The following is a 20,526-nucleotide window of genomic DNA, read 5'->3' as shown; positions in this document are numbered from 1 at the left end:
CGGCCCCGGCAGGAGTTCCCGCCGGGGCCGTTCGCTGTTCGGGGGCCGGTCAGACCCGGCGCATCACGAAGACGACCTTGCCGAGGATGACGGCCGCGTCGCCGGGGATCGGGTCGTACGCCGGGTTGCGGGGCATGAGCTGGACGTGCCCCTCGCGCAGCCGGTAGACCTTGACCGTGGCCTCGCCGTCGATCATCGCGGCGACGATGTCGCCGTTCTCGGCGACCTGCTGCTGGCGCACCACGACCCAGTCGCCGTCACAGATGGCGGCCTCGATCATCGAGTCACCCTTGACCTGGAGCGAGAAGAGCGTGCCCTGGCCGACGAGCTCGCGCGGCAGCGGCAGCACCTCCTCGATCGACTCCTCGGCCAGGATCGGGCCACCGGCGGCGATGCGGCCGAGCAGTGGCACGTACACCGGGGTGGGACGGGCGGCCAGCGTGGTCTCTTCGCTGTCACTGCTGTCGACCGGGGTGCGCACGTCGACGGCGCGCGGGCGCGACGGGTCGCGGCGCAGGAAGCCCTTCCGCTCCAGCTCCTTGAGCTGGTATGCCACCGAGGACGGCGAGACCAGGCCGACGGCCTCGCCGATCTCGCGCACGGTGGGCGGGTAGCCGTGCTGCTCCACCCATTCCTTGATCACGCTGAGAATGCGCCGCTGGCGGCTGCTCAGGTCCCCGTTCTGCAGATCCGCGGTGGTGCCGCTGGTGGCCGCGACCGCGCGCAAAGGTCCCGCTCCGGCGGGCGCGGTCGGCGGCCTACCAGGTCGCGACGCTCGCTCATTGGGGGACATTCGGACCTCCGGTGATGTGGCGTACGCGCAGCCACCAAGTTCGCATCGGTGGTGGTGAACGTTACGAGTGGTTCTTACCGGACACCTTAATGCGACTTGGTGTCAGTTTCAAACATCTGTACGATCCTCCATCCGTGTCGATGCTTGATCACCGCTGTGCCCCGTGTGGGTGACGGTCCGTGTTGTTGCTCGCGACACGTCTCAGAAATGGGCGAGTCAACTTGCGACCGGGGCTCCTGGGGCATAAGTTCAACCCCACATCTTGTGGTGGTGTCGAGCCGACCACCCACAGATTGGGTTTCAGGGCCCATCTCGTGGGGGAACGGCCGAGTCACTCTCCGTCGTTGTACCCGTTGACGGCCGCATTGGCGACCGTCGACGAAGTCATGCCCGGAGCGGTGCCGCACTGCCCGGAACGGTGACGACGACGTGGGAGGTGACAGCGATGCGATGCCCGTACTGCCGACACCCCGACTCCCGCGTGGTCGACTCCCGCGAGGCCGAGGACGGCGCGCTGATCCGGCGGCGCCGACACTGCCCCGAGTGCGGCAAGCGGTTCACCACCGTCGAGGAGACGGTGCTCTCGGTGGTCAAGCGCAGCGGCGTGACCGAACCGTTCAGCCGACCGAAGATCATGAACGGGGTGCGCAAGGCCTGCCAGGGCCGCCCGGTCGCCGAGGACGCGATCGCGCTGCTGGCCCAGCGGGTCGAGGACGTCGTGCGGGGGCGCGGCGCCGCGGAGGTGCCCAGCCAGGAGGTCGGCTTGGCCATCCTCGGGCCGCTGCGGGACCTCGACGAGGTGGCGTACCTGCGGTTCGCCTCCGTCTACCAGGACTTCCAGTCCGCCGACGACTTCATCCGTGAGATCGAGTCGCTGCGGCGGCATAACCAGCCCGTCCCGGGGCAGGAACCTGCCGGGCCGGACGTCACCGAGGACGCCGACGCGGGCGCCAGGGCCGGGCAGGTCGCGGGCTGACGCCCGTACCAGAACGTGTTTTTGCAGTTGAAGTGTTGTTTTAAGTCGTTGACCTTAGGGGGCTGACGTGGGGGAGAACGCAACAGCGAGCGCCAAGCGCACGCGGGCGGGCGCCGGTGGTCTCAAGATCGAGCGGGTGTGGACGACCGAGGGCGTCCACCCGTACGACGAGATCACCTGGGAGCGCCGTGACGTCGTGATGACGAACTGGCGCGATGGCTCGATCAACTTCGAGCAGCGCGGGGTGGAGTTCCCCGAGTCCTGGAGCGTCAACGCGACCAACATCGTGACCACGAAGTACTTCCGGGGCGCGGTTGGCACCCCGGAGCGGGAGTGGAGCCTGCGCCAGCTCATCGACCGCGTGGTCAAGACCTACCGCAAGGCCGGTGAGGAGCACCGCTACTTCGCCACCGCCACCGACGCCGAGGTGTTCGAGCACGAGCTGACCTGGATGCTGCTGCACCAGGTGTTCAGCTTCAACTCCCCGGTCTGGTTCAACGTGGGCACGGCCAGCCCGCAGCAGGTCAGCGCGTGCTTCATCCTGTCCGTGGACGACTCGGTCGACTCCATCATGGACTGGTACAAGGAGGAGGGGCTGATCTTCAAGGGCGGCTCCGGCTCCGGCATCAACCTGTCCCGCATCCGCGCCAGCAAGGAACTGCTCTCCTCCGGCGGCACCGCCTCCGGCCCGGTCAGCTTCATGCGCGGCGCCGACGCCTCCGCGGGCACCATCAAGTCCGGCGGCGCCACCCGGCGCGCGGCCAAGATGGTCATCCTCGACGTGGACCACCCCGACATCGAGGAGTTCATCTCGACCAAGGCGCGCGAAGAGGACAAGATCCGCGCCCTGCGCGACGCGGGCTTCGACATGGACCTGGGCGGCCGCGACATCGTCAGCGTGCAGTACCAGAACGCCAACAACTCGGTGCGCGTCTCCGACGAGTTCATGACCCGGGTCGAGGAGGGCAAGAGCTTCGACCTCGTCGGCCGCCTCGACGGCCGCGTCATCGAGACCGTCGACGCCAAGAGCCTGTTCCGCAAGCTCGCGCAGGCCGCGTGGGAGTGCGCCGACCCCGGCATCCAGTACGACGACACCATCAACGCCTGGCACACCTGCTCCGAGACCGGCCGCATCACCGCGAGCAACCCCTGCTCGGAGTACCTGCACCTGGACGACACCTCGTGCAACCTGGCGTCGCTGAACCTGATGAAGTTCCTGCGGGCCGACGGCGGCTTCGACATCGAGAAGTTCGTCAAGTCGGTCGAGTTCGTCATCACCGCGATGGACATCTCGATCTGCTTCGCCGACTTCCCGACCGAGAAGATCACCGACAACACCCGGGCCTACCGGCAGCTCGGCATCGGCTACGCCAACCTCGGCGCGCTGCTGATGGCCTCGGGCCTGCCGTACGACTCCGAGGCGGGCCGCTCCCTGTCCGGCGCGATCACCGCCCTGATGACCGGTGCCGCCTACCGGCGCTCGGCCGAGCTGGCCGGCGTCGTCGGCGCGTACGACGGCTACGCCCGCAACGCCACCCCGCACCAGAAGGTCATGCGCAAGCACGCCGAGGCCGCCGAGGCGCTCACCCCGCACGGCCCCGTCGCCACCGCCGTGGCCGCCGCGGCCCGCAAGGAGTGGAAGTCGGGCAACAACCTCGGCGAGAAGCAGGGCTGGCGCAACGCCCAGGCCAGCGTGCTCGCCCCCACCGGCACCATCGGCTTCATGATGGACTGCGACACCACCGGCGTGGAGCCGGACCTGGCGCTGGTCAAGTTCAAGAAGCTGGTCGGCGGCGGCTCGATGCAGATCGTCAACCAGACGGTGCCGCGCGCGCTGCGCAACCTGGGCTACCAGGAGGAGCAGCTCGAGGCGATCACCGAGTTCATCGCCGAGCACGGCCACGTCGTGGACGCCCCCGGCCTGAAGCCGGAGCACTACGCCGTGTTCGACTGCGCCATGGGCGAGCGCTCCATCGCGCCCATGGGCCACGTGCTGATGATGGCCGCGGTGCAGCCGTTCATCTCCGGCGCGATCAGCAAGACCGTCAACATGCCGGAGGCGGCGACGGTCGAAGAGGTCGAGCAGATGTACTACGACGGCTGGAAGCTGGGCCTCAAGGCGCTGGCGATCTACCGCGACAACTGCAAGGTCGGCCAGCCGCTGTCGGTGGCGCAGCGCCAGCCGCTCGCGGCTGCCGCCGCGACGAAGGAGAAGGAGCCCGCCGCCACGCAGGCGGTGGCCCAGGTCGCCACTCCGGTGATCGAGAAGGTCATCGAGTACCGGCCGGTGCGCAAGCGGCTGCCGAAGAAGCGCCCGTCGCAGACGGTGTCGTTCACCGTCGGCGACGCCGAGGGCTACCTGACCGCCTCGTCGTACCCCGACGACGGCCTCGGCGAGGTGTTCCTCAAGCTCGGCAAGCAGGGCTCGACCCTGGCCGGGGTGATGGACGCGTTCTCGATCGCCGTCTCGGTGGCCCTGCAGTACGGCGTGCCGCTGCAGACCTACGTCGAGAAGTTCATGAACATGAAGTTCGAGCCCGCCGGTATGACCGACGACCCGGACATCCGCCTGTCGAACTCGGTGATGGACTACATCTTCCGACGGCTGGCACTGGACTTCCTGCCATACGAGCAGCGGGCTGAGCTGGGCGTCTTCACGGCCGCCGAGCGCGCCGCACGGCTGCGGGCCGAGGAGGAGGGCGTCGAGTACGTCCCGGCTCCGGTCGCCGCCGAGCCGCAGGCCGGGGCGACCGTGCTGCCGGTGACCCGGGTCGGGTCGTCGACCGAGGTGCTGGAGGCGATCACCGGGCGGGTGTCGGACGCGCCGCTGTGCTACACGTGCGGCACGAAGATGCGCCCGGCGGGCAGCTGCTACGTCTGCGAGGGCTGCGGCTCCACCAGCGGCTGCAGCTGATGACGCCCTGATGGCGTGACAGAAGGGGAGCCAGGCGAACGCCTGGCTCCCCTTCTGCTGTCCGCGACAGCGTCAGAAGCGGCCCGCCACCGCCGCGAACGCGTCCGTGGTGTAGGTCGAGCTGTACTGGTAGACGCCTGCCAGCACCGGGCCGCCGGAGCGGCTGACCGTCCACCCGGCGTCCGACTCGAACGTCGTGTTCGACACGCCGCAGCCGCCGCTGAAAGCCAGATCGTCGTATGCGACGTTCACCGAGTAGTTCGAGACCTTCTTCAGCTCGGCCAGGCGCAGGATCAGCGAGATCCGGTGCCCGGACACGAGGTAGGGGCGCAGGTCGAGGGTGCTCGTCCACTCCCACTGGTCCCACGTGGTGTTCTCGGACGCGACATCGCGCCTCCAGATGATGGTCTGCGTGCCCGTGGTCTCGTCCCGGACCAGGATCTGCTTGTCGTGATATCCGAGGTCCTGGCCGATGTTGCGATCGTCGGCGTACCGGAGGGACAGGGTGCAGGGCTGGGCCGGGGTGAAGGTGACATCCGCCTTGGCCTGCGCGTACTGGCCCGCTGCCGTCTCCGTGCCGGGTGCCACGGACAGGCTCAGCGCCCCGCTGCCCGTGTTGGCCTTCCGGAAGGACCCGCCCGCGGGAGCGCCCGCCGGATCGAGCACGAGCTGCCAGATGATGACGCCCGCGATCTTTCCGGCGGAGGTGTCGGCCAGCGCCGTGTCGACAGCCCGGGTGAGGTAGTCGACGTCGGGCCGATCCACGGTCGCGCTGAGCTCGTTGCCGTAGACCATGAGGATGAGCCGTTTGCCCTGGGCCGCCAGCATGGCCGAGACGGAGTCGATCGCCGCCTGCTCGGTGTCGGTCATCGTGGTGTTGCGGTTGACGCCGTCGCGATACGGCATGATCACGCCGTCGATCGCGTACTCGTAGCTGTTGATCACCGTCTGCGTGAGGCTGGGCTGGTAGTACTCGAGGTAGAAGTCCAGGTGCGGCTGGATGGCGCTGGCCGCCACGTTCATCTGCCGTACGTAGGCCGGGGTGAAGAAGTCGGGGTTGTAGAAGTAGCTCCGGCTGCCCATGTCCATGTCGTCGATGGTCCAGGCGGTGAGCAGGGGGTACTGATTGGACAGCGTCGCGATGTCCTGGCCCCACGCCACGTAGTCCTTGTGATGCGGGAGGTACGTGTCGCAGGAGTAAGGGCTGGCGGCAGAGCTGGGGCACTCCGTCGGCGGAAGCAGGTAGACGATGACCCGGACCCCGTTGGCCTGGGCGGCGGGCATGAATTCCAGCCTGAGGTCATCCCAGTCCGTCGCCGCGCGGACCAGGTACATGTAGGTGTTGGCGTGCAGCTCCACCAGCCGGCTGACCGTCCGCGCCGAGTCGACGTGCCCGTCGGCTCTACGGATCACACCCTCGGCGGTGCCCTTGACTCCGTCCGGCGGGGCCGCCAGTGCCGGCGACGGGCCGGTCAACGGGAGACCGGCCAACAGGACGAGCAGGGCAAGGCTGCGCAGCGTTGTTCTCAAGAAGACTCCCCGTGTCACATGACGTGTCGCCGGAGCCTAGTGGGACCAGCCGCATGGTGGGGGGCGCTGCGAGGCCGCCCGAAAGCCGGAACGCCGCAGGGTCCGGCGTGGGTGGCAGAATCGGCATGTGCAGCCGTTTCTGATCGATGTGCCTGATGGTGTGCTGGACGACCTGCGGGAACGGGTGGTGCGGACCCGGTTCGGGCGGCGTAGCGGGGCGCAGGCGTGGGACGCGGGGACCGATCCCGACTACCTGGCCGAGCTGCTGGACTACTGGGCCGAGGAGTTCGACTGGCGGGCGCAGGAGCAGCGGCTCAACGCGTACCCCCAGTTCCTGACGGAGATCGACGGGCAGACCGTCCACTTCGCGCACGTGCGCGGCAAGCGGTCCGAGGGCGGCGCGGCGCCGCTGCCGGTGATCGTGACGCACGGCTGGCCGTACTCCTTCGTGGAGATGCTGAAGCTGGTGCCGCTGCTGACCGACCCGGCCGCGTCCGGCGCCGACCCGGCCGACGCGTTCGACGTGGTGATCCCGTCGCTGCCCGGCTACGGGTTCAGCGACCTGCCGCTCAACGGTCCGTCGACCAAGCCGAGGACCGCCGACGTCTGGGCGAAGCTGATGGCGCGGCTCGGGTACCGCCGGTTCGGGACGTCGGGCGAGGACGTCGGCGCGGGCGTGAGTGACTGGCTCGCGGTCCGTCACCCCGAGAAGATCATCGGCTTGTACGCGGCGCACCCCGCCTACCCGCCCCATTCGCGCCGCACCGGCCTGTCCCCGGCCGAGGACGCGTTCCTGGACTGGCTGAAGGCCAAGTGGCAGGGCGGCGAGGGGTACGCCGAACTGCAGGCCACCCGCCCCGACACGCTCGCGGCGGCGCTGCTGGACTCGCCCGCGGGACTGGCCGCGTGGCTGGTGGAGAAGTTCCGGGCGTGGAGCGACTGCGGTGGTGAGATCGACCGCCGCTGGAGCAAGGACGACCTGCTCACCACCATCACGCTGTACTGGGTGACCGAGACCGTCGGCACCGCGATGCGGCCGTACTTCGACGAGCACCACGAGCCGGTGCTGCCGCTGGTGCAAGTGCCCGCCGGGGTGAGCGTCAGCCTGGCCGACCAGGGCATGCCCCGCGAGCTGGCCGAACGCACGTACACGGACCTGCGCTTCTTCCACCCGCTGGTCTCCGGCGGCCACTTCGTCGCGTTCGAGGAGCCCGACCAGGTGGCCGAGGACATGCGCGAGTTCTTCCGCCCGCTGCGCGCCGCCGGTTGATCGAGAACTGTCGGGGGTACGACTTAGCGTCCGCGCCATGAATTCGTGGCACCACGCGCAGTCGGCCGCCCGCAAGTGGGGCGGCGAGCCGGAGGACTACCTGGCGATCGAGGAGTTCATCGACTCCTCGAAGCAGATCATCGGCGACGTGCGGCACCGGGCGATGTACCACCACACCGCGGGAGTGTTCCTGTGCCAGCGGATCTTCGGCACCACGCTGGAGGTGGGCCGCAAGCGCATCCCGGTGCGACTGATCGCCGAGCGGCACATCCTGGAGGACCTCGGCTGGCTGCCCTCGCCCGCCGACTATCTGGCCGGGATGCCGATCAAGCCATGGATGTCCGGCGCGCAGCGCAAGGAGGTGCCCTTGTCGGTACTGCTCGGAGAGGACAACCGTTGAGCCACACCAGTTTCCTGGGAATCCCGGTGGAAGGGACGATCACTGAGTCGGACCGGGTACCGCAGCGCCCGCTCTCGGAGCTGCAACCGCTGCTGCGGGCGCTGCTCGATGACGAGACGATCACCGAATTCGGATGGCGGCAGTTCACGCCCTACTTCAATGACGGTGAGCCCTGCGTCTTCGGTCTGAGCGACTTCTGGGTGCGTACCACCGGGGACACCGAGGTCACCGACCTCGGTCTGCTCGAAGTCGGCGAGTACGCCGGAACGCATCCGACACTCGGCGGGCACGCCGCCGAGAGTCATGGTTGGCAGTACGGACCGTACCGGGGCGACCAGCCTGAGCGTTACCACCGCGCGCGGGCGCTGGCCGACGCGTTACACGGGAACGAGTTCGCCGACGTGCTGCTCGACGCGTTCGGCGACCACGCCGAAGTGACCGTGCGTCGTACCAACATCAGCGTGGAGTTCTACGACCACGAATGAGGCCGGTGACGCGGGCCGGCGCTTCCGGCCCGCGTCAGGTCAGCAGGCGCCCATGGCCTCGGCGATGCGCAGGTGGCGGCGGGCTTCGTCGTGGCGGCTCTGGCGTTGCAGGGTGCGGCCGAGCATCAGGTGCGCGTAGTGCTCGGCAGGGTCGCGTTCGAGCACCAGCCGCAGCTGCTCCTCGGCCCGGTGCAGCTGGGCCGAGTGGTAGTAGGCGCGCGCCAGCAGCAGGCGCGGGGCGACGTCCTCGGGCACCTCGGCGACGACGTCGGCGAGGATACCGGCCGCGGTGATGTAGTCGCCGTAGTCGAAGAACAGGCGGCCGCGTTCGTACTCCTCCAGGATTCTCACGATCTGGTTTAACGGTTTGGCGGCCCGCCGCATTCCGGGGCACCATCGACCGCATGAGGCGCACCATCATCTCCCCGCCGGTCCGCTGAGCGGACGGCGCTGCCCCACTGCCGTGACGGCCTAGGCCGCACGCCGGTGGCCCGTCCGCATACGCGGAAACCGACGGCCATCGAGACAGTGGAGAAGCAGGGAAATGGAGTCCTCAACCGGGCTCGCGCCGGCGCGCGCGAGCACCACCGCGTCGTACGGGCGCGGCTTGTTCTTCGTCGGCACCGCCGCGGTCGCCTGGGGCACCGGTGGCGCCGTCGCCTCGGTCCTCTACCGCACCAGTGGCCTCGGGCCGCTCGCGGTGTCGTTCTGGCGCCTGGTCTGCGGCATCGTCATGCTGTACGGCCTGCGCGCCCTCACCCGCGACCGCACCCCGGTCCGCCCCCGGGACGCCCTCGTGCTCGGGTTCGGGCTGGCCGTCTACCAGACCGCCTACTACGGCTCCATCGCGTACGGCGGGCTCGCCGTGGGCACCGTGGTCACCCTCGGGGCCTGCCCCGTGGTGATCGCGCTCGCGGCGCGGGTGGTGCTCGGGGAGGCGCTGACGCCGGCGCGGGCCGGATACGTCGGCGCCGCGCTGGCCGGGTTGGTGCCGCTGGTCGGGTCGGCCGGGACGGCAGGGCCGAATCCGCTGCTCGGGGCGGCGTTCGGGGTGCTGTCGGCGGCGGGGTACGCGGTGGTCACGATCTACTCGCGGCGGGCCGGGGGTGATCTGTCCTCGGTCACCTCGGCCGCGTTCGTGGTGGCCGCCGTGTGCGTCGCGCCCCTGGCGGCGCGGGAGGGACTGCTGCCGACCATGGGGACGCTCGCGGTGCACGGGGCCTGGCTGCTGTACCTGGGGGCGGTGCCGACGGCGCTGGCATATCGGCTGTTCTTCGCCGGGGTGGCGGCGGTCCCGGCGACGGTGACGGCGGTGGTGACGCTGCTGGAGCCGGTCGCGGGGGTGCTGATCGCGGTCGGGCTGCTGGGCGAGCGGCTCACCGTCGTGGCGGCCGCCGGGGCGGTGCTGATGTTGGCCGCCGTGGCGGGGCTGTCTCGCCGCTGACATCGGCCAGGCTGCGGCTTCGGGAAAAGTGCGGGAATCCGACCGTCCATTCGTGCGGGTTCCCCGATACAGCACGAATGGACGGACGGGGCGCGCCCGTCGGGGAAGAGGGGAGGCGCGCCCCGGGTTCGGCGGGGTCAGTAGCCCCAGCGGGACTTCAGGTGGCGCCACCAGTCGCGCAGCATCCACTTGTCGAACTCGGTGATGGACGTGGCGCTGCCCGCGTTCATGATGAAGCAGCACTGGCCGGTGGGAGTCCAGTCGTAGAAGTCGTCCAGACCGAAGCTGTGTCCCATCTCGTGCAACAGGATGTGGATGTTGTCGGTGTTCAGGTTGCTCGTGTAGTACTCGCTGCCGATCCGCTGGCCCCAGTCGCCGCCCGCGCCGCCGGTCATGCCCGCGGTCAGCCACAGCGACATGTCGTAGTGGTGCGACGCGCCGCCGGCGCAGCCGGAGTAGTTGCCGTCCTGGTGGAAGAAGCGGCCGCACGGCTCACCGCACTGCGGTGCGTTCTCGCGGATGTTGTTGACGTAGATGTCGACCGAGCTGTCGGTCCACTCCAGGGCGGCGCGGTCGCGTACGGCCCAGCCGACGACCTTGACCGGCACGTTCGCGTACGGCCAGCCGTTGTGGCCCGCCATCACGTCCATCCACTTCTTGAACTGGCGGGCGAGCGCGGCGTGGATCTGGTCGCGCTGGGTGGCGGTGACGTGGGCGCTGGAGTCCCAGCGTACGCAGTAGTTGATCTGCCCGCCGCCCGCCATGACCTGGTCCCAGCCGTAGTTGCGGAACGTGTAGAGCTGGTTGTACGTGCTCTCGTAGTGCGCCCACACCTCGTTGAGCGGCTGCACCAGGTTCGCGGGCGGGTTCCAGCCGCTGCTGCTCGGGCTGGTGCTCGGGCTGGGGCTGGCCGACCGGGACGGCGACGGCGAGGGGGAGGCGCTGCGGGACGGCGACGGCGACGGCGAGGCGGTCCGGGACGGCGACGGTGAGGCCGGGGTCGTCGTTCCGGTGCAGGTCACGCCGTTGAGCGTGAACGAGGTCGGCACAGGGTTGGCCGTCGTCCAGGCTCCGTTGAACCCGATCGACGTGCCGGCGCCGGTGCCGAGGCTGCCGTTGTAGCCGAGGTTGGCGGCGGTGACCTGGGCGCCGCTCTGGCTGAACGTGGCGTTCCAGCCCTGGCTGACGGCCTGGCTCGCGGCCGGGAAGGTCCACTTGAGGGTCCAGGCGGTGACGGGGTCGCCGAGGTTGGTGAGGGCGACGTCGGCGGTGAAGCCGCCGCCCCACTGGGACGACACGCGGTAGGTGACCTGGCAGCCCGCGGCGGCTGCCTGCGCGGTGGGCACGAACAGGCCCCAGGCGACGGTGGCGAGGCCCGCGGCTGCGGCGACGAGGGACGCGACGAGGCGCCTGCTGATGGGGGACAAGGTGACTCCCGGAGCGGATTCGGGCGCGCGGGGGGCGCGCTGACGGGTTATCCGCGTGGGCGAGATACCCGGAGTCTCGGCGACACGCATTGAGCGCGACGAATCCTATACGGCTGGGAGCGTTCCCACAATGCCTGCCAACCAATCTCGTCGATCATGAACTTATGGGCGTGACACGCCGTCGAACCCGCCCATAAGTTCATGATCGACAGAAGGAAGGAGGTCAGTGGCCTACGGTTTGCATGCCTTGGGGGTTGTAGCGGTCGCCGGCTACGGCGTCGGCGGGGACGGCGGCTGAGAGGCGGGTGAGTTGGTCGGCGGAGAGGGTCACGTTCTCGGCGGCGACGTTCTCCTCCAGGTACGACACGTGCTTGGTGCCGGGAATGGGCAGGATGTCGTCGCCCTGGGCCAGCAGCCAGGCCAGGGCCGCCTGCGCCGGAGTGGCCCCGACCTCGTCGGCGACCTCGCGCACCGCCTGCACCAGGGCCAGGTTGTGTGCGAAGTTCTCCTCGGCGAAGCGGGGCACGCTGCGCCGGAAGTCGTCGTCGGCCAGGTCCTCGCGTGAGGTCACCTTGCCGGTGAGCCAGCCCCGCCCCACCGGCGAGTACGCGACCAGGCTCACGCCCAGTTCCCGGCACGTGGCCAGCATCTCGTCCTCGACGAACCGGGTGAACAGGGAGTACTCCATCTGCACGGCGGCGATGGGGTGCACCGCGTGGGCGGTGCGCAGCGTCTGCGGACTCACCTCGGACAGGCCGAGGTGCCGCACCTTGCCCTGGGCCACGAACTCGGCCATCGCGCCGACCGTCTCCTCGATTGGAGTGTCGGGATTGCGACGGTGCATGTAGTAGAGGTCGATCACGTCGGTGTTCAGCCGTCGGAGTGAATCCTCCAGCGCCTGGCGGGCCCAGGTGGCCGAGGAGTCCACGAAGCGGCGTACCGGCTGACCCTGGGCATCCAGTTCGGCACGATTGGCGAACTTGGTGGCCAGCACGTACTCGTCGCGACGGCTGCCGAGCGTTCGGCCGATCAGCTCCTCATTGTGGCCGAAGCCATACATGTCGGCGGTGTCCAGATGGGTCACCCCCAGGTCGAGGGCGCGCCGCAGGGTGGCGGCCGACTGCTCGTCGTCGCGCCGACCGTACGCGAAACTCATGCCCATGCAGCCCAGGCCGATCGCGCCGACCTCGGGTCCGCTCGCCCCGATGCGCCGGGTGGTGCTCATGGTCGTCTCCTCACTGTCGGTGTTCGTGATCTCGGCCTTGCCCACCGAAGTCGTCACTGAACGCGAAACCCGCTGCGACACTGTCGCCTGCCCTGGTTACGATGCGGCTCAACCCCATAGACACATGACTCAGGAGCGTTCGCGTGTCCCAGCCTCCCACCCCGGAGTACCCCCCGCCGTACCCGACCCAGCCGCAGTACCCGACCCAGCCGATCGCGCCGCCGAAGAAGTCCAAGGCGGGCCTGATCATCGGCATCGTCGTCGTCGTGCTGCTGCTGTGCATCGGCGGCGTCGTCGGCGTGTTCTTCCTGGCCAAGGACAAGGTCGAGGACGCGGTCCAGGACGTCAACGACGCGGTCGCCTCGGCCCAGGCCCAGCTGCCGACCAAGAAGACCACCGTCGTCGCGCCGGACAAGCTCGGTGGCCGCGCCCCGGTCGAGCAGGCTGAGCTCAAGTCGCTGTCGGAGACCATGAAGTCGGGCCTGTCGTCCGCGGTCCCCGGCGCCTCGAACGTGGTGGCGGGCTTCTACGGCGACCCCGCCAAGCAGGACATGGTCATGCTGTTCGCCGCGGCGGCGAAGATGGGCAACCCGGAGAAGGAGCTCGACGAAGCCTTCAAGGGCATGGGCACCTCCGGCCTGACCGCCACCGACCTCGCCTCGGTCGACCCGGGCCCGCTGGGCGGCTCGGCCAAGTGTGGCTCGGCCACGACCGCCGGTGTCGACCTCGCGGTCTGCGCCTGGGCCGACAACGGCAGCCTCGGCATGTTCGTCTGGTACTTCAAGTCCGTCGACGACATCAAGACCGAGTTCGTGACGCTGCGCGGCCAGGTCGAGCAGCAGAGCTGAACCGCCGCCATGCCCGGTCGGACCGTGTCCGGCCGGGCATGGCCGTGTCCGGGCATCGCCGGGTCCAGCCGGGCCGCCCGACACGGTCAGGCGTTCTGCCACAGTCCGAGGGGGTTGCCCTCGGTGTCGACGACGTACGCCGTGAACCCCATCTCGCCGACCGGCTGCCGCTCCTGCAGCACCGCGCCGCCCAGCGCGACGACCTTGGCCAGGGCGGTGTCGATGTCCTCGACCTCGACCGTGATCATCGGCTGGGTCACCGGCGCCTCGCGCCGGGTCATGCCGCCGTTGATGGACCCGGGTTCGGCGGGCATACCCCGGTCGTCGGTGCGGGTGGTGCGCACCCAGATGTAGTCGAACCCCGGCATGTCGTCCAGCTGCCAGCCGAAGGCGTCCGTGTAGAAGGTCCGGGCCCGCTCCACGTCGTCGACGGGCACCTCGAAATGCACCACTTTGCCGGTCATGGGACCAGGCTAGGCAGGTCCGACCCGGCTCGGGCGACTTTCGGCGGACCGGCCCGGCCGCTAGGTTGTTCGGGTGCGAACGACGGTGCTGACCCTGGCGATCGGCGCGACCCTGCTCGCGGGCTGCTCCGGCCCGGCCGAAGCCGAGCCCGACGCGACCCCGTCGGTGCCGGTGCGCGCCACGGTCGCCGCCGGGGGTGCCTGCCGCCTGCTCGACCACGACCGCATCACGCGCAGCCTCGGGCTGGACCTCACCGTCGCCGGGTCGGCCAAGCAGGGCAAGACCAACACGTGTGTGGCCCGCCAGGCCGACACCCCGCTGCCCGAGCTGAGCCTGTCGGTCACGCCCACCACCGCCGACGTGGCCGTGTTCAAGGACACCATTCCGCCGGACGGGGCCAGCACGGTCACCGAGCTGGGCCGGGCCGCCTACCAAGCGGTGCGGCCCGCAGCCTCGGGCCGCGGGCCGTACGTGGAGATCGGGTGGTTGGCGGGCAACGCCCGCCTGATGCTGCTCAAGGTGACCCTGCCCAAGGGTGGCGACTCGGCCGGGCTCGCCCCGAAACTGGTCGATCTCGCGCGCGAGATCGACCGGGCCGGTATCTAGCGAGCCGGGCCCGACCTAGCGGGACGTCGAGACGAACACCCGCGAGGCGACCTCGCGGGGCAGGCGCACCGGCTCGCCGCCGTGGTCGATGGCGACGCCGTCGCGCTCCTGCGCCACGGTGACCGTGGCACCCGGGTCGACCCCGGCGGAGTGCAGCTGGCGCAGCACCTCGGAGTCGGTCTGCACGCTCTCGCAGATCCGCCGCACCACGACCTGGCCGGTCAGGCCGGGGAAGGCCAGATTGCGCTCGGGGTCGTTGCCGACGGACTCGCGCGGGCTGGTGTCCAGCGCGTCCAGGCCCGGGATCGGGTTGCCGTAGGGCGAGCGGGTCGGCCGGTTCAGCAGGTCGTAGACCCGCTTCTCGACCGCGTCGCTCATCACGTGCTCCCAGCGGCAGGCCTCCTCGTGGGCCTCCTCGTACGGCATGCCGATGACGTTGACCAGCAGCAGCTCGGCGAGGCGGTGCTTGCGCATGACAGCGACGGCATGCGCCCGGCCGGCCTCGGACAGCTGCAGGTGGCGGTCGGTCTCCACGACGGTGAGCAGCCCGTCGCGCTCCATCCGGGCCACGGTCTGGCTCACGGTCGGGCCGCTCTGGTGCAGCCGTTCGGCGATGCGGGCGCGCAGGGGCGGCACGCCCTCCTCCTCGAGCTCGAGGATCGTGCGCAGGTACATCTCGGTGGTGTCAATGAGGTCGGACATGAAATGGTCCTCTCCAAGTCGCTGGAAGCGATTCTATTGCGCGTCACCGCAGTGACACCTTCCAGGTGCAACCGGTTGATCATGCGGCGTCCGGCCGGGTTCGTCATCTCGGGAAGAGCGCAGTGCGCCCGCCGCAGTGTGGCAGGTGGGACCGACGGTTCGCGCCGACACGCGTGGGCCCGGTGCGATGGTGTTGACTTGCTTGTGTGCGTACACCTCTGATCAGTGCGACGGACCTGACGGCGCTGCTGCGCGAGCCCGCGCCGCCCACCCTGCTGGACGTGCGCTGGCGGCTGTCCGGGCCGCCGGGGCGTGACGACTACGACACCGGCCACGTGCCGGGCGCGGTCTTCGTCGACCTCGACCGGGACCTGTGCGGCCCGCCCGGCTCCGGCGGGCGCCACCCGCTGCCCCACCCGCAGGCCCTGGAGGGCGCACTGCGCGCCGCGGGCCTGCGCGAGAACCACCCCGTCGTGGTCTACGACGGCGGCGACGGCCTGGCCGCGGCACGCGCCTGGTGGACGCTGCGCTGGGCCGGGGTGGCCGACGTACGGGTGCTCGACGGCGGCTTCCCGGCCTGGACGGCCGCCGGTGGCGCGGTCGCGGCCGACCAGCCCTCGGTCACCCGGGGCGACGTGGTGGTGCGACCGGGCGGCCTGCCGGTGCTCGACGCCGACTCCGCCGCCGACCTGACCCGGCACGGCGTGCTGCTCGACGCGCGCGCCGCGGCCCGGTTCCGGGGCGAGACCGAGCCGGTCGACCCGGTCGCCGGGCACATCCCGGGGGCACGGAACCTGCCCTACGGCGAGCTGGTCAACGCCGACGGCACGCTGCGCGAGAACCTGGCCGAGATCTTCGCCGAGTTCGACGGCGAGCCGGTCGGGGCGTACTGCGGCTCGGGCGTGACCGCCGCGCACACCGTGCTGGCGCTGCACGCGGCCGGGCGCACCGACGCCGCGCTGTACGTCGGCTCGTGGAGCCACTGGATCACCGACCCGGCCCGCCCGATCGGGACGGGCGAATGAACTCGCTGGTGGTGTGGAGCGACAAGCTCCTGGCCTACAACCTGGGCGACCATCCGCTGGATCCGGTGCGGGTCGAGCTCACCATGGCGCTGGCCCGCGAACTGGGCGTGCTCGACCGGCCGGGCGTGCGCAAGGTCACGCCCGAGCCCGCCACCGAGGACGAGCTGCTGCGCGTGCACCGGCGCGACTACCTGGAGGCGGTCAGGGCCGCCCCCGACGACCCGTTCTTCCGGGGATACGGCCTCAACACCCCCGACAACCCGGTCTTCGACGGCATGCACGAGGCGTCCGCGCTGGTCTGCGGCGCGACGCTGGCCGCCGCGCGGGCGGTGTGGCGCGGCGAGGTCCAGCGCGCGGTGAACGTCTCGGGCGGCCTGCACCACGCCATGCCCGCCCGCGCCGCCGGATTCTGCGTGTACGACGACCCGGCCGTCGCCATCGCCGACCTGCTCGACCAGGGCGCGCAGCGGATCGCCTACGTCGACATCGACGTGCACCACGGCGACGGGGTGCAGGAGATCTTCTACGACGACCCGCGCGTGCTCACGGTCAGCCTGCACGAGTCCCCGCTGACCCTGTTCCCGGGCACCGGTTTCCCCGACGAGACCGGCGGCCCCCGCGCCGAGGGCAGCGCGGTGAACCTGGCCCTGCCCGCGGGCACCGGCGACGCCGGCTGGCTGCGCGCGTTCCACGCGGTGGTGCCGTCGGTGCTGCGCACGTTCCGGCCGCAGCTGATCGTGCTGCAGGCCGGGGCGGACAGCCACCGGCTCGACCCGTTGGCCAACCTGCGGCTCAGCGTGGACGGGCAGCGGGCGGCGCAGCTGGCCGTACGGGAGCTGGCCGACGAGCTGTGCGACGGGCGCCTGGTCGCCACCGGCGGCGGCGGGTACGCCCTGGTCGAGGTGGTGCCCCGGACCTGGACCCACCTGCTGGCGATGATCACCGGCGAGCCGCTGGACCCGGCCACGCCCACCCCGCAGGCGTGGCGCGACCTCGCCGAGCGGCTGCGCCCCGGCCGGGTCGTGCCCGCGACGCTGAGCGACGGCGGCACGCCGAAGTACACGCCGTGGCAGCCCGAGGCCGAGGCCGACCCGCTGGACCGGGCCATCATGGCGACGCGGCGGGCGGTCTACCCGCTGCACGGGCTCGACCCGCACGACCCGAGGGACTGAGCGGTGCGCAGCGCGGACGTCCTGCTCGCCGACGGCACGGCGGTCCACCTGCGCCAGGTGGAGCCGAGCGACGCCGACGCGGTGGTGGCGATGCACGCCCGGTTCTCCGAGCGCACCCGCTACCTGCGCTACTTCTCGCCGTACCCCCGGATTCCCGCCCGTGACCTGCACCGGTTCGTCAACGTCGACCACGTCGACCGGGAGGCGTTCGTGGTCGCCGTCGGCGACCGGCTGGTCGCGGTCGGCCGCTACGAACGCCTCGGCGAGAACGCGCCCGTCGCCGAGGTCGCGTTCGTGGTCGAGGACGCCTACCAGGGCCGCGGCGTCGGCTCGGTGCTGCTGGAGTACCTGGCCGCCGCCGCGGGCGAGGTCGGCATCAGCCGGTTCGTGGCCGAGGTGCTGCCGGAGAACGGCGCCATGCTGCGGGTGTTCACCGACGCCGGATACGAGGTCAGCCGCAAGTTCGCCGACGGCGTGGTGGCGCTGACGTTCCCGGTCGCGCCGACCGAGCGGTCCCGGGCCGTGCAGGCCGACCGCGAGCAGCGCACCGAGGCCCGCTCGGTGGCGCGGCTGCTGCGCCCCGGCGCGGTCGCGGTCTACGGCGCCAGCTCGGCCGGGCACGGCGTCGGCGCGGCGGTGCTGGCCCACCTGCGCGGCGCCGGGTTCGCCGGGCCGATCCACGAGATCCACCCCAAAGGCCTGCTCACCTCGGTATCGCAGGTGGACGGGCCGGTGGACCTGGCCGTCGTCGCGGTGCCGCCGTCGGCGATCGCGGACGTGGTCGCCGACGCGGCCGCCGCGGGCGTGCACGGGCTGCTGACCCTCACCGAGCTGGACCCGGCCGCGCGGCGCGAGCTGGTCCGGTCGGCGCGGGCCGCGGGCATGCGGGTGATCGGGCCCGGCAGCCTGGGCGTCGCCGACGCCACGGTACGGCTCAACGCCACGCTCGTGCCCCGCCTGCCCTGGCCCGCCCCGCCCGCGCCGCCGGGCCGGGTCGGCCTGTTCTGTCACTCCGGCACCCTCGGCCTGCTGCTGCTCGCCGAGGCCGACCGCCGGGGCCTGGGCGTGTCCGGGTTCGTCAGCGCGGGCCGCCGCGCCGACGTCTCCGGCAACGACCTGCTCCAGTTCTGGGCCCAGGACCCGCACACCGACGTGATCGCGATGTACCTGGAGACCTTCGGCAACCCGCGCAAGTTCGCCCGCATCGCCCGTGCCGTCGGGCGGCACCGGCCGATCGTGATGCTCGCCGGGCACACCGGCATCGGCGGCTCCGCGCTCGATGACGCCGCCATGCAGGCGCTGCGCGCCCACTCCGGCGTGATCGAGGTCGGCACCGTCGGCGAGCTGTTCGACGTGGCGATGGTGCTGGCGAGCCAGCCGGTGCCCACCGGCGAGCGCATCGGCGTCATCGCCAACGCGTTCCCGCTGGCCGCGCTGGCCGCCGCCGAGATCCGCGCGACCGGGCTGCCGGTCGGCCGCTCCGGTGCCGTCGGGCCTGGGGCGAGCCCGGCCGAGTTCGCCGCGGCCGTGCGCGGCGTCGTGCACAGCGACGACGTGGACGCGCTGGTCGTGGTCGTGGCGCCGCCGCTGCCGACCGGGCCGTTGGCCGCCGACCAGAGCGTGGAGACGGAGCTGCTGGCGCCGTACGCGGCGGCGCTGGCCGAGGCGGTGGCGGAGTCGGACAAGCCGGTGGTGGCGAGCTTCCTGGCCGGGCAGGGGCCTGCCGGGGTGCCGTCGTTCCGGTCCATCGAGGAGGCGGTGCGGGCGCTGGCCCAGGTGATCCGGCGCGCCGCCTGGCTGCGGGTGCCCCCGGGCACGCTGCCGCCCGCCCCACCCGGCGCCGATCCGGACGCGTCGACGGTCGAGGGGTTGCTCGCGTCGTACGGCGTGGACGTGGTCGGGTCCGTGCGAGCCAGGGGTGCCGAGGAGGTGGCCGCCGCGGTCACGGCGGCCGGGGTGCCGGTGGCGTTGAAGGTGGCCGACCGGCCGCACCGGATCGACCTCGGCGCCGTACGCCTCAACGTGGCCGGACCGCAGGAGGCCCGCCGTGCCTACGCCGACCTCGAGCAGCTGTTCGGGGCGGGGGTGGAGGTGCTGGTGCAGCCGATGGTGGCGCCCGGGGTGGCGGTGGTGGTCGAGGTCGTCGACGATCCGGCGTTCGGGCCGGTGGTCGGGTTCGGGCTGGGCGGGCCGGTGACCGAGCTGGTCGGCGACCGGGCCTGGCGGGCGGCGCCGCTCACCGACGCCGACGCGGCCGCCCTGGTCCGGGCACCGAGAGCGTTCCCGCTGCTGCACGGGTCCGACCTGGACGCGCTGGCGCAGCTGCTGGTGCGGGTGGGGCAGCTGGCCGACGAGGCGCCCCGGCTGCGCCGGCTGACGCTGAACCCGGTGCTGGTACGGGCCACGGGCCTGTCGGTGCTGCACGCGAGCGCCGAACTCGCCGAACCCCAGCCCCGCCCTGACACCGGCCCCCGCCACCTGCGCTGACACCCCCGCCCCGCCGACCCCGCCCCGTACTTAAATTGACGCTGGCCTATCTAGTGGACGATTTGTGGAAATCCGTCCACTAGATAGGCCAGCGTCAATGCTAGGTGGGGCCGGGGCAGCCGCGGTGACGCCCCCGCCGGAGCAGTAGGCGCTCCGGGTCAGGCGGCGTAGACCGACAGGCGCTCGGCGCGGTCGCCGCTGCGGAGCTTGAGCAGGGTGGTCTTCTCGATCTGGCGGATGCGCTCGCGGGACAGGCCGAACTCCTTGCCGACCTCGTCCAGGGTGCGCTGGCGGCCGTCGTCCAGGCCGAAGCGCAGCCGGATGACCTCCTGCTCGCGCTGCGACAGGGTGGCCAGCACGATCTCCACCTCGTCGCGCAGCTGCCCCTGGGCCAGCGCGTCGGCGGCGTCGCCCCGGGGGTCGACGGCGGCGACGAAGTCGCCCAGCGCGCTCTCGCCGTCCTCGCCGACGGCCTGGTCCAGGCTCACCGGCTCCCGGTCGTACGAGATGAGCTCGATGACCTGGTATTCCGGCACGTCCAGCGCCTGCGCGATCTGCGCGATGGACGGCTCGCGGCCCAGCGCGGTGGCGAGGTCGCGGCGCACCCGGACCATGCGGTTGACCTGCTCCACCATGTGCACCGGGATGCGGATGGTGCGGGCCTGGTCGGCCATGGCGCGGGTGATGGCCTGCCGGATCCACCAGGTGGCGTACGTGGAGAACTTGTAGCCCTTGGTGTAGTCGAACTTCTCGACGG

General features: G+C 71.2%; 19 protein-coding genes. 11 read left to right on the top strand and 8 right to left on the bottom strand.

The window, feature by feature from the left end:
• Nucleotides 1-49: 49 nt before the first annotated feature.
• Nucleotides 50-793, bottom strand: coding sequence for a transcriptional repressor LexA (gene lexA, locus KUA19_RS00095; protein ID WP_217393586.1), 744 nt, complete (start codon nt 791-793; stop codon nt 50-52).
• A gap of 445 nt (nt 794-1,238) precedes the next feature.
• Here lexA and nrdR point away from each other — a divergent pair, with 445 nt between their 5' ends.
• A complete protein-coding gene (gene nrdR / locus KUA19_RS00090) occupies nt 1,239-1,769 on the top strand; it encodes a transcriptional regulator NrdR (protein WP_217393583.1) in 531 nt (176 codons plus the stop codon).
• 67 nt (nt 1,770-1,836) lie between these two features.
• The gene (locus KUA19_RS00085; RefSeq protein ID WP_217393582.1) at nt 1,837-4,683 is read left to right on the top strand and encodes a vitamin B12-dependent ribonucleotide reductase; all 2,847 of its coding nucleotides are present in this window, start codon (nt 1,837-1,839) and stop codon (nt 4,681-4,683) included.
• Nucleotides 4,684-4,755: 72 nt separating this feature from the next.
• Here the strand turns inward: KUA19_RS00085 and KUA19_RS00080 are convergent, their stop codons facing one another.
• Complete coding sequence (locus KUA19_RS00080; protein ID WP_217393580.1) at nt 4,756-6,213, bottom strand: hypothetical protein; 1,458 nt, start codon at nt 6,211-6,213, stop codon at nt 4,756-4,758.
• Between the two features lie 127 nt (nt 6,214-6,340).
• Between KUA19_RS00080 and KUA19_RS00075 the strand changes: the two genes are divergently transcribed.
• Genes KUA19_RS00075 through KUA19_RS00065 form a run of 3 tightly spaced genes read left to right on the top strand, consistent with a single transcriptional unit; the run spans nt 6,341 to nt 8,368 of the window.
• On the top strand, nt 6,341-7,483 hold the full coding sequence (locus tag KUA19_RS00075) for an epoxide hydrolase family protein (protein ID WP_217393578.1): 1,143 nt from the start codon (nt 6,341-6,343) through the stop codon (nt 7,481-7,483).
• Nucleotides 7,484-7,520: 37 nt separating this feature from the next.
• Nucleotides 7,521-7,883, top strand: a complete 363-nt coding sequence (locus tag KUA19_RS00070; RefSeq protein ID WP_217393576.1) for a DUF6915 family protein — start codon at nt 7,521-7,523, stop codon at nt 7,881-7,883.
• Nucleotides 7,880-8,368, top strand: coding sequence for a hypothetical protein (locus KUA19_RS00065; protein ID WP_217393574.1), 489 nt, complete (start codon nt 7,880-7,882; stop codon nt 8,366-8,368). The genes KUA19_RS00070 and KUA19_RS00065 overlap by 4 nt, the downstream gene beginning before the upstream one ends.
• Nucleotides 8,369-8,407: 39 nt before the next feature.
• Here the strand turns inward: KUA19_RS00065 and KUA19_RS00060 are convergent, their stop codons facing one another.
• Nucleotides 8,408-8,719: a tetratricopeptide repeat protein gene (locus KUA19_RS00060; RefSeq protein ID WP_217393572.1), complete on the bottom strand. Its 312-nt coding sequence runs from the start codon at nt 8,717-8,719 to the stop codon at nt 8,408-8,410.
• A gap of 193 nt (nt 8,720-8,912) precedes the next feature.
• Between KUA19_RS00060 and KUA19_RS00055 the strand changes: the two genes are divergently transcribed.
• Nucleotides 8,913-9,812, top strand: coding sequence for a DMT family transporter (locus tag KUA19_RS00055; protein ID WP_217393570.1), 900 nt, complete (start codon nt 8,913-8,915; stop codon nt 9,810-9,812).
• A gap of 137 nt (nt 9,813-9,949) precedes the next feature.
• On the opposite strand, the gene KUA19_RS00050 is transcribed toward KUA19_RS00055, so the two are convergent.
• Together KUA19_RS00050 and KUA19_RS00045 are read right to left on the bottom strand one after the other, a co-directional pair.
• On the bottom strand, nt 9,950-11,239 hold the full coding sequence (locus KUA19_RS00050; RefSeq protein ID WP_254548374.1) for a cellulose-binding domain-containing protein: 1,290 nt from the start codon (nt 11,237-11,239) through the stop codon (nt 9,950-9,952).
• 223 nt (nt 11,240-11,462) lie between these two features.
• Nucleotides 11,463-12,464, bottom strand: a complete 1,002-nt coding sequence (locus KUA19_RS00045) for an aldo/keto reductase (RefSeq protein ID WP_217393564.1) — start codon at nt 12,462-12,464, stop codon at nt 11,463-11,465.
• Nucleotides 12,465-12,607: 143 nt separating this feature from the next.
• Between KUA19_RS00045 and KUA19_RS00040 the strand changes: the two genes are divergently transcribed.
• Nucleotides 12,608-13,312, top strand: coding sequence for a flagellar basal body-associated FliL family protein (locus KUA19_RS00040; RefSeq protein WP_217393562.1), 705 nt, complete (start codon nt 12,608-12,610; stop codon nt 13,310-13,312).
• Nucleotides 13,313-13,398: 86 nt separating this feature from the next.
• On the opposite strand, the gene KUA19_RS00035 is transcribed toward KUA19_RS00040, so the two are convergent.
• Complete coding sequence (locus KUA19_RS00035) at nt 13,399-13,776, bottom strand: VOC family protein (protein WP_217393560.1); 378 nt, start codon at nt 13,774-13,776, stop codon at nt 13,399-13,401.
• 73 nt (nt 13,777-13,849) lie between these two features.
• Here KUA19_RS00035 and KUA19_RS00030 point away from each other — a divergent pair, with 73 nt between their 5' ends.
• The gene (locus tag KUA19_RS00030; RefSeq protein WP_217393559.1) at nt 13,850-14,383 is read left to right on the top strand and encodes a hypothetical protein; all 534 of its coding nucleotides are present in this window, start codon (nt 13,850-13,852) and stop codon (nt 14,381-14,383) included.
• 15 nt (nt 14,384-14,398) lie between these two features.
• Here the strand turns inward: KUA19_RS00030 and KUA19_RS00025 are convergent, their stop codons facing one another.
• Nucleotides 14,399-15,085, bottom strand: a complete 687-nt coding sequence (locus tag KUA19_RS00025; RefSeq protein ID WP_217393557.1) for an iron-dependent transcriptional repressor DtxR — start codon at nt 15,083-15,085, stop codon at nt 14,399-14,401.
• Nucleotides 15,086-15,291: 206 nt separating this feature from the next.
• Here KUA19_RS00025 and KUA19_RS00020 point away from each other — a divergent pair, with 206 nt between their 5' ends.
• Genes KUA19_RS00020 through KUA19_RS00010 form a run of 3 tightly spaced genes read left to right on the top strand, consistent with a single transcriptional unit; the run spans nt 15,292 to nt 19,769 of the window.
• A complete protein-coding gene (locus tag KUA19_RS00020; RefSeq protein WP_217393555.1) occupies nt 15,292-16,110 on the top strand; it encodes a sulfurtransferase in 819 nt (272 codons plus the stop codon).
• On the top strand, nt 16,107-17,282 hold the full coding sequence (locus KUA19_RS00015) for an acetoin utilization protein AcuC (RefSeq protein ID WP_217393553.1): 1,176 nt from the start codon (nt 16,107-16,109) through the stop codon (nt 17,280-17,282). The genes KUA19_RS00020 and KUA19_RS00015 overlap by 4 nt, the downstream gene beginning before the upstream one ends.
• A gap of 3 nt (nt 17,283-17,285) precedes the next feature.
• Nucleotides 17,286-19,769, top strand: a complete 2,484-nt coding sequence (locus tag KUA19_RS00010) for a GNAT family N-acetyltransferase (RefSeq protein ID WP_308167245.1) — start codon at nt 17,286-17,288, stop codon at nt 19,767-19,769.
• A gap of 158 nt (nt 19,770-19,927) precedes the next feature.
• Here the strand turns inward: KUA19_RS00010 and KUA19_RS00005 are convergent.
• On the bottom strand, nt 19,928-20,526 hold a 599-nt coding region (locus KUA19_RS00005), incomplete at its 5' end, for a sigma-70 family RNA polymerase sigma factor (RefSeq protein ID WP_217393551.1).

It is taken from the genome of Catellatospora tritici (genome assembly GCF_019083965.1).
Lineage (GTDB): Bacteria > Actinomycetota > Actinomycetes > Mycobacteriales > Micromonosporaceae > Catellatospora > Catellatospora tritici.
The sequence above is the reverse complement of the archived record's forward strand: the minus strand, read 5'-3'. Positions and strand labels throughout refer to the sequence as shown.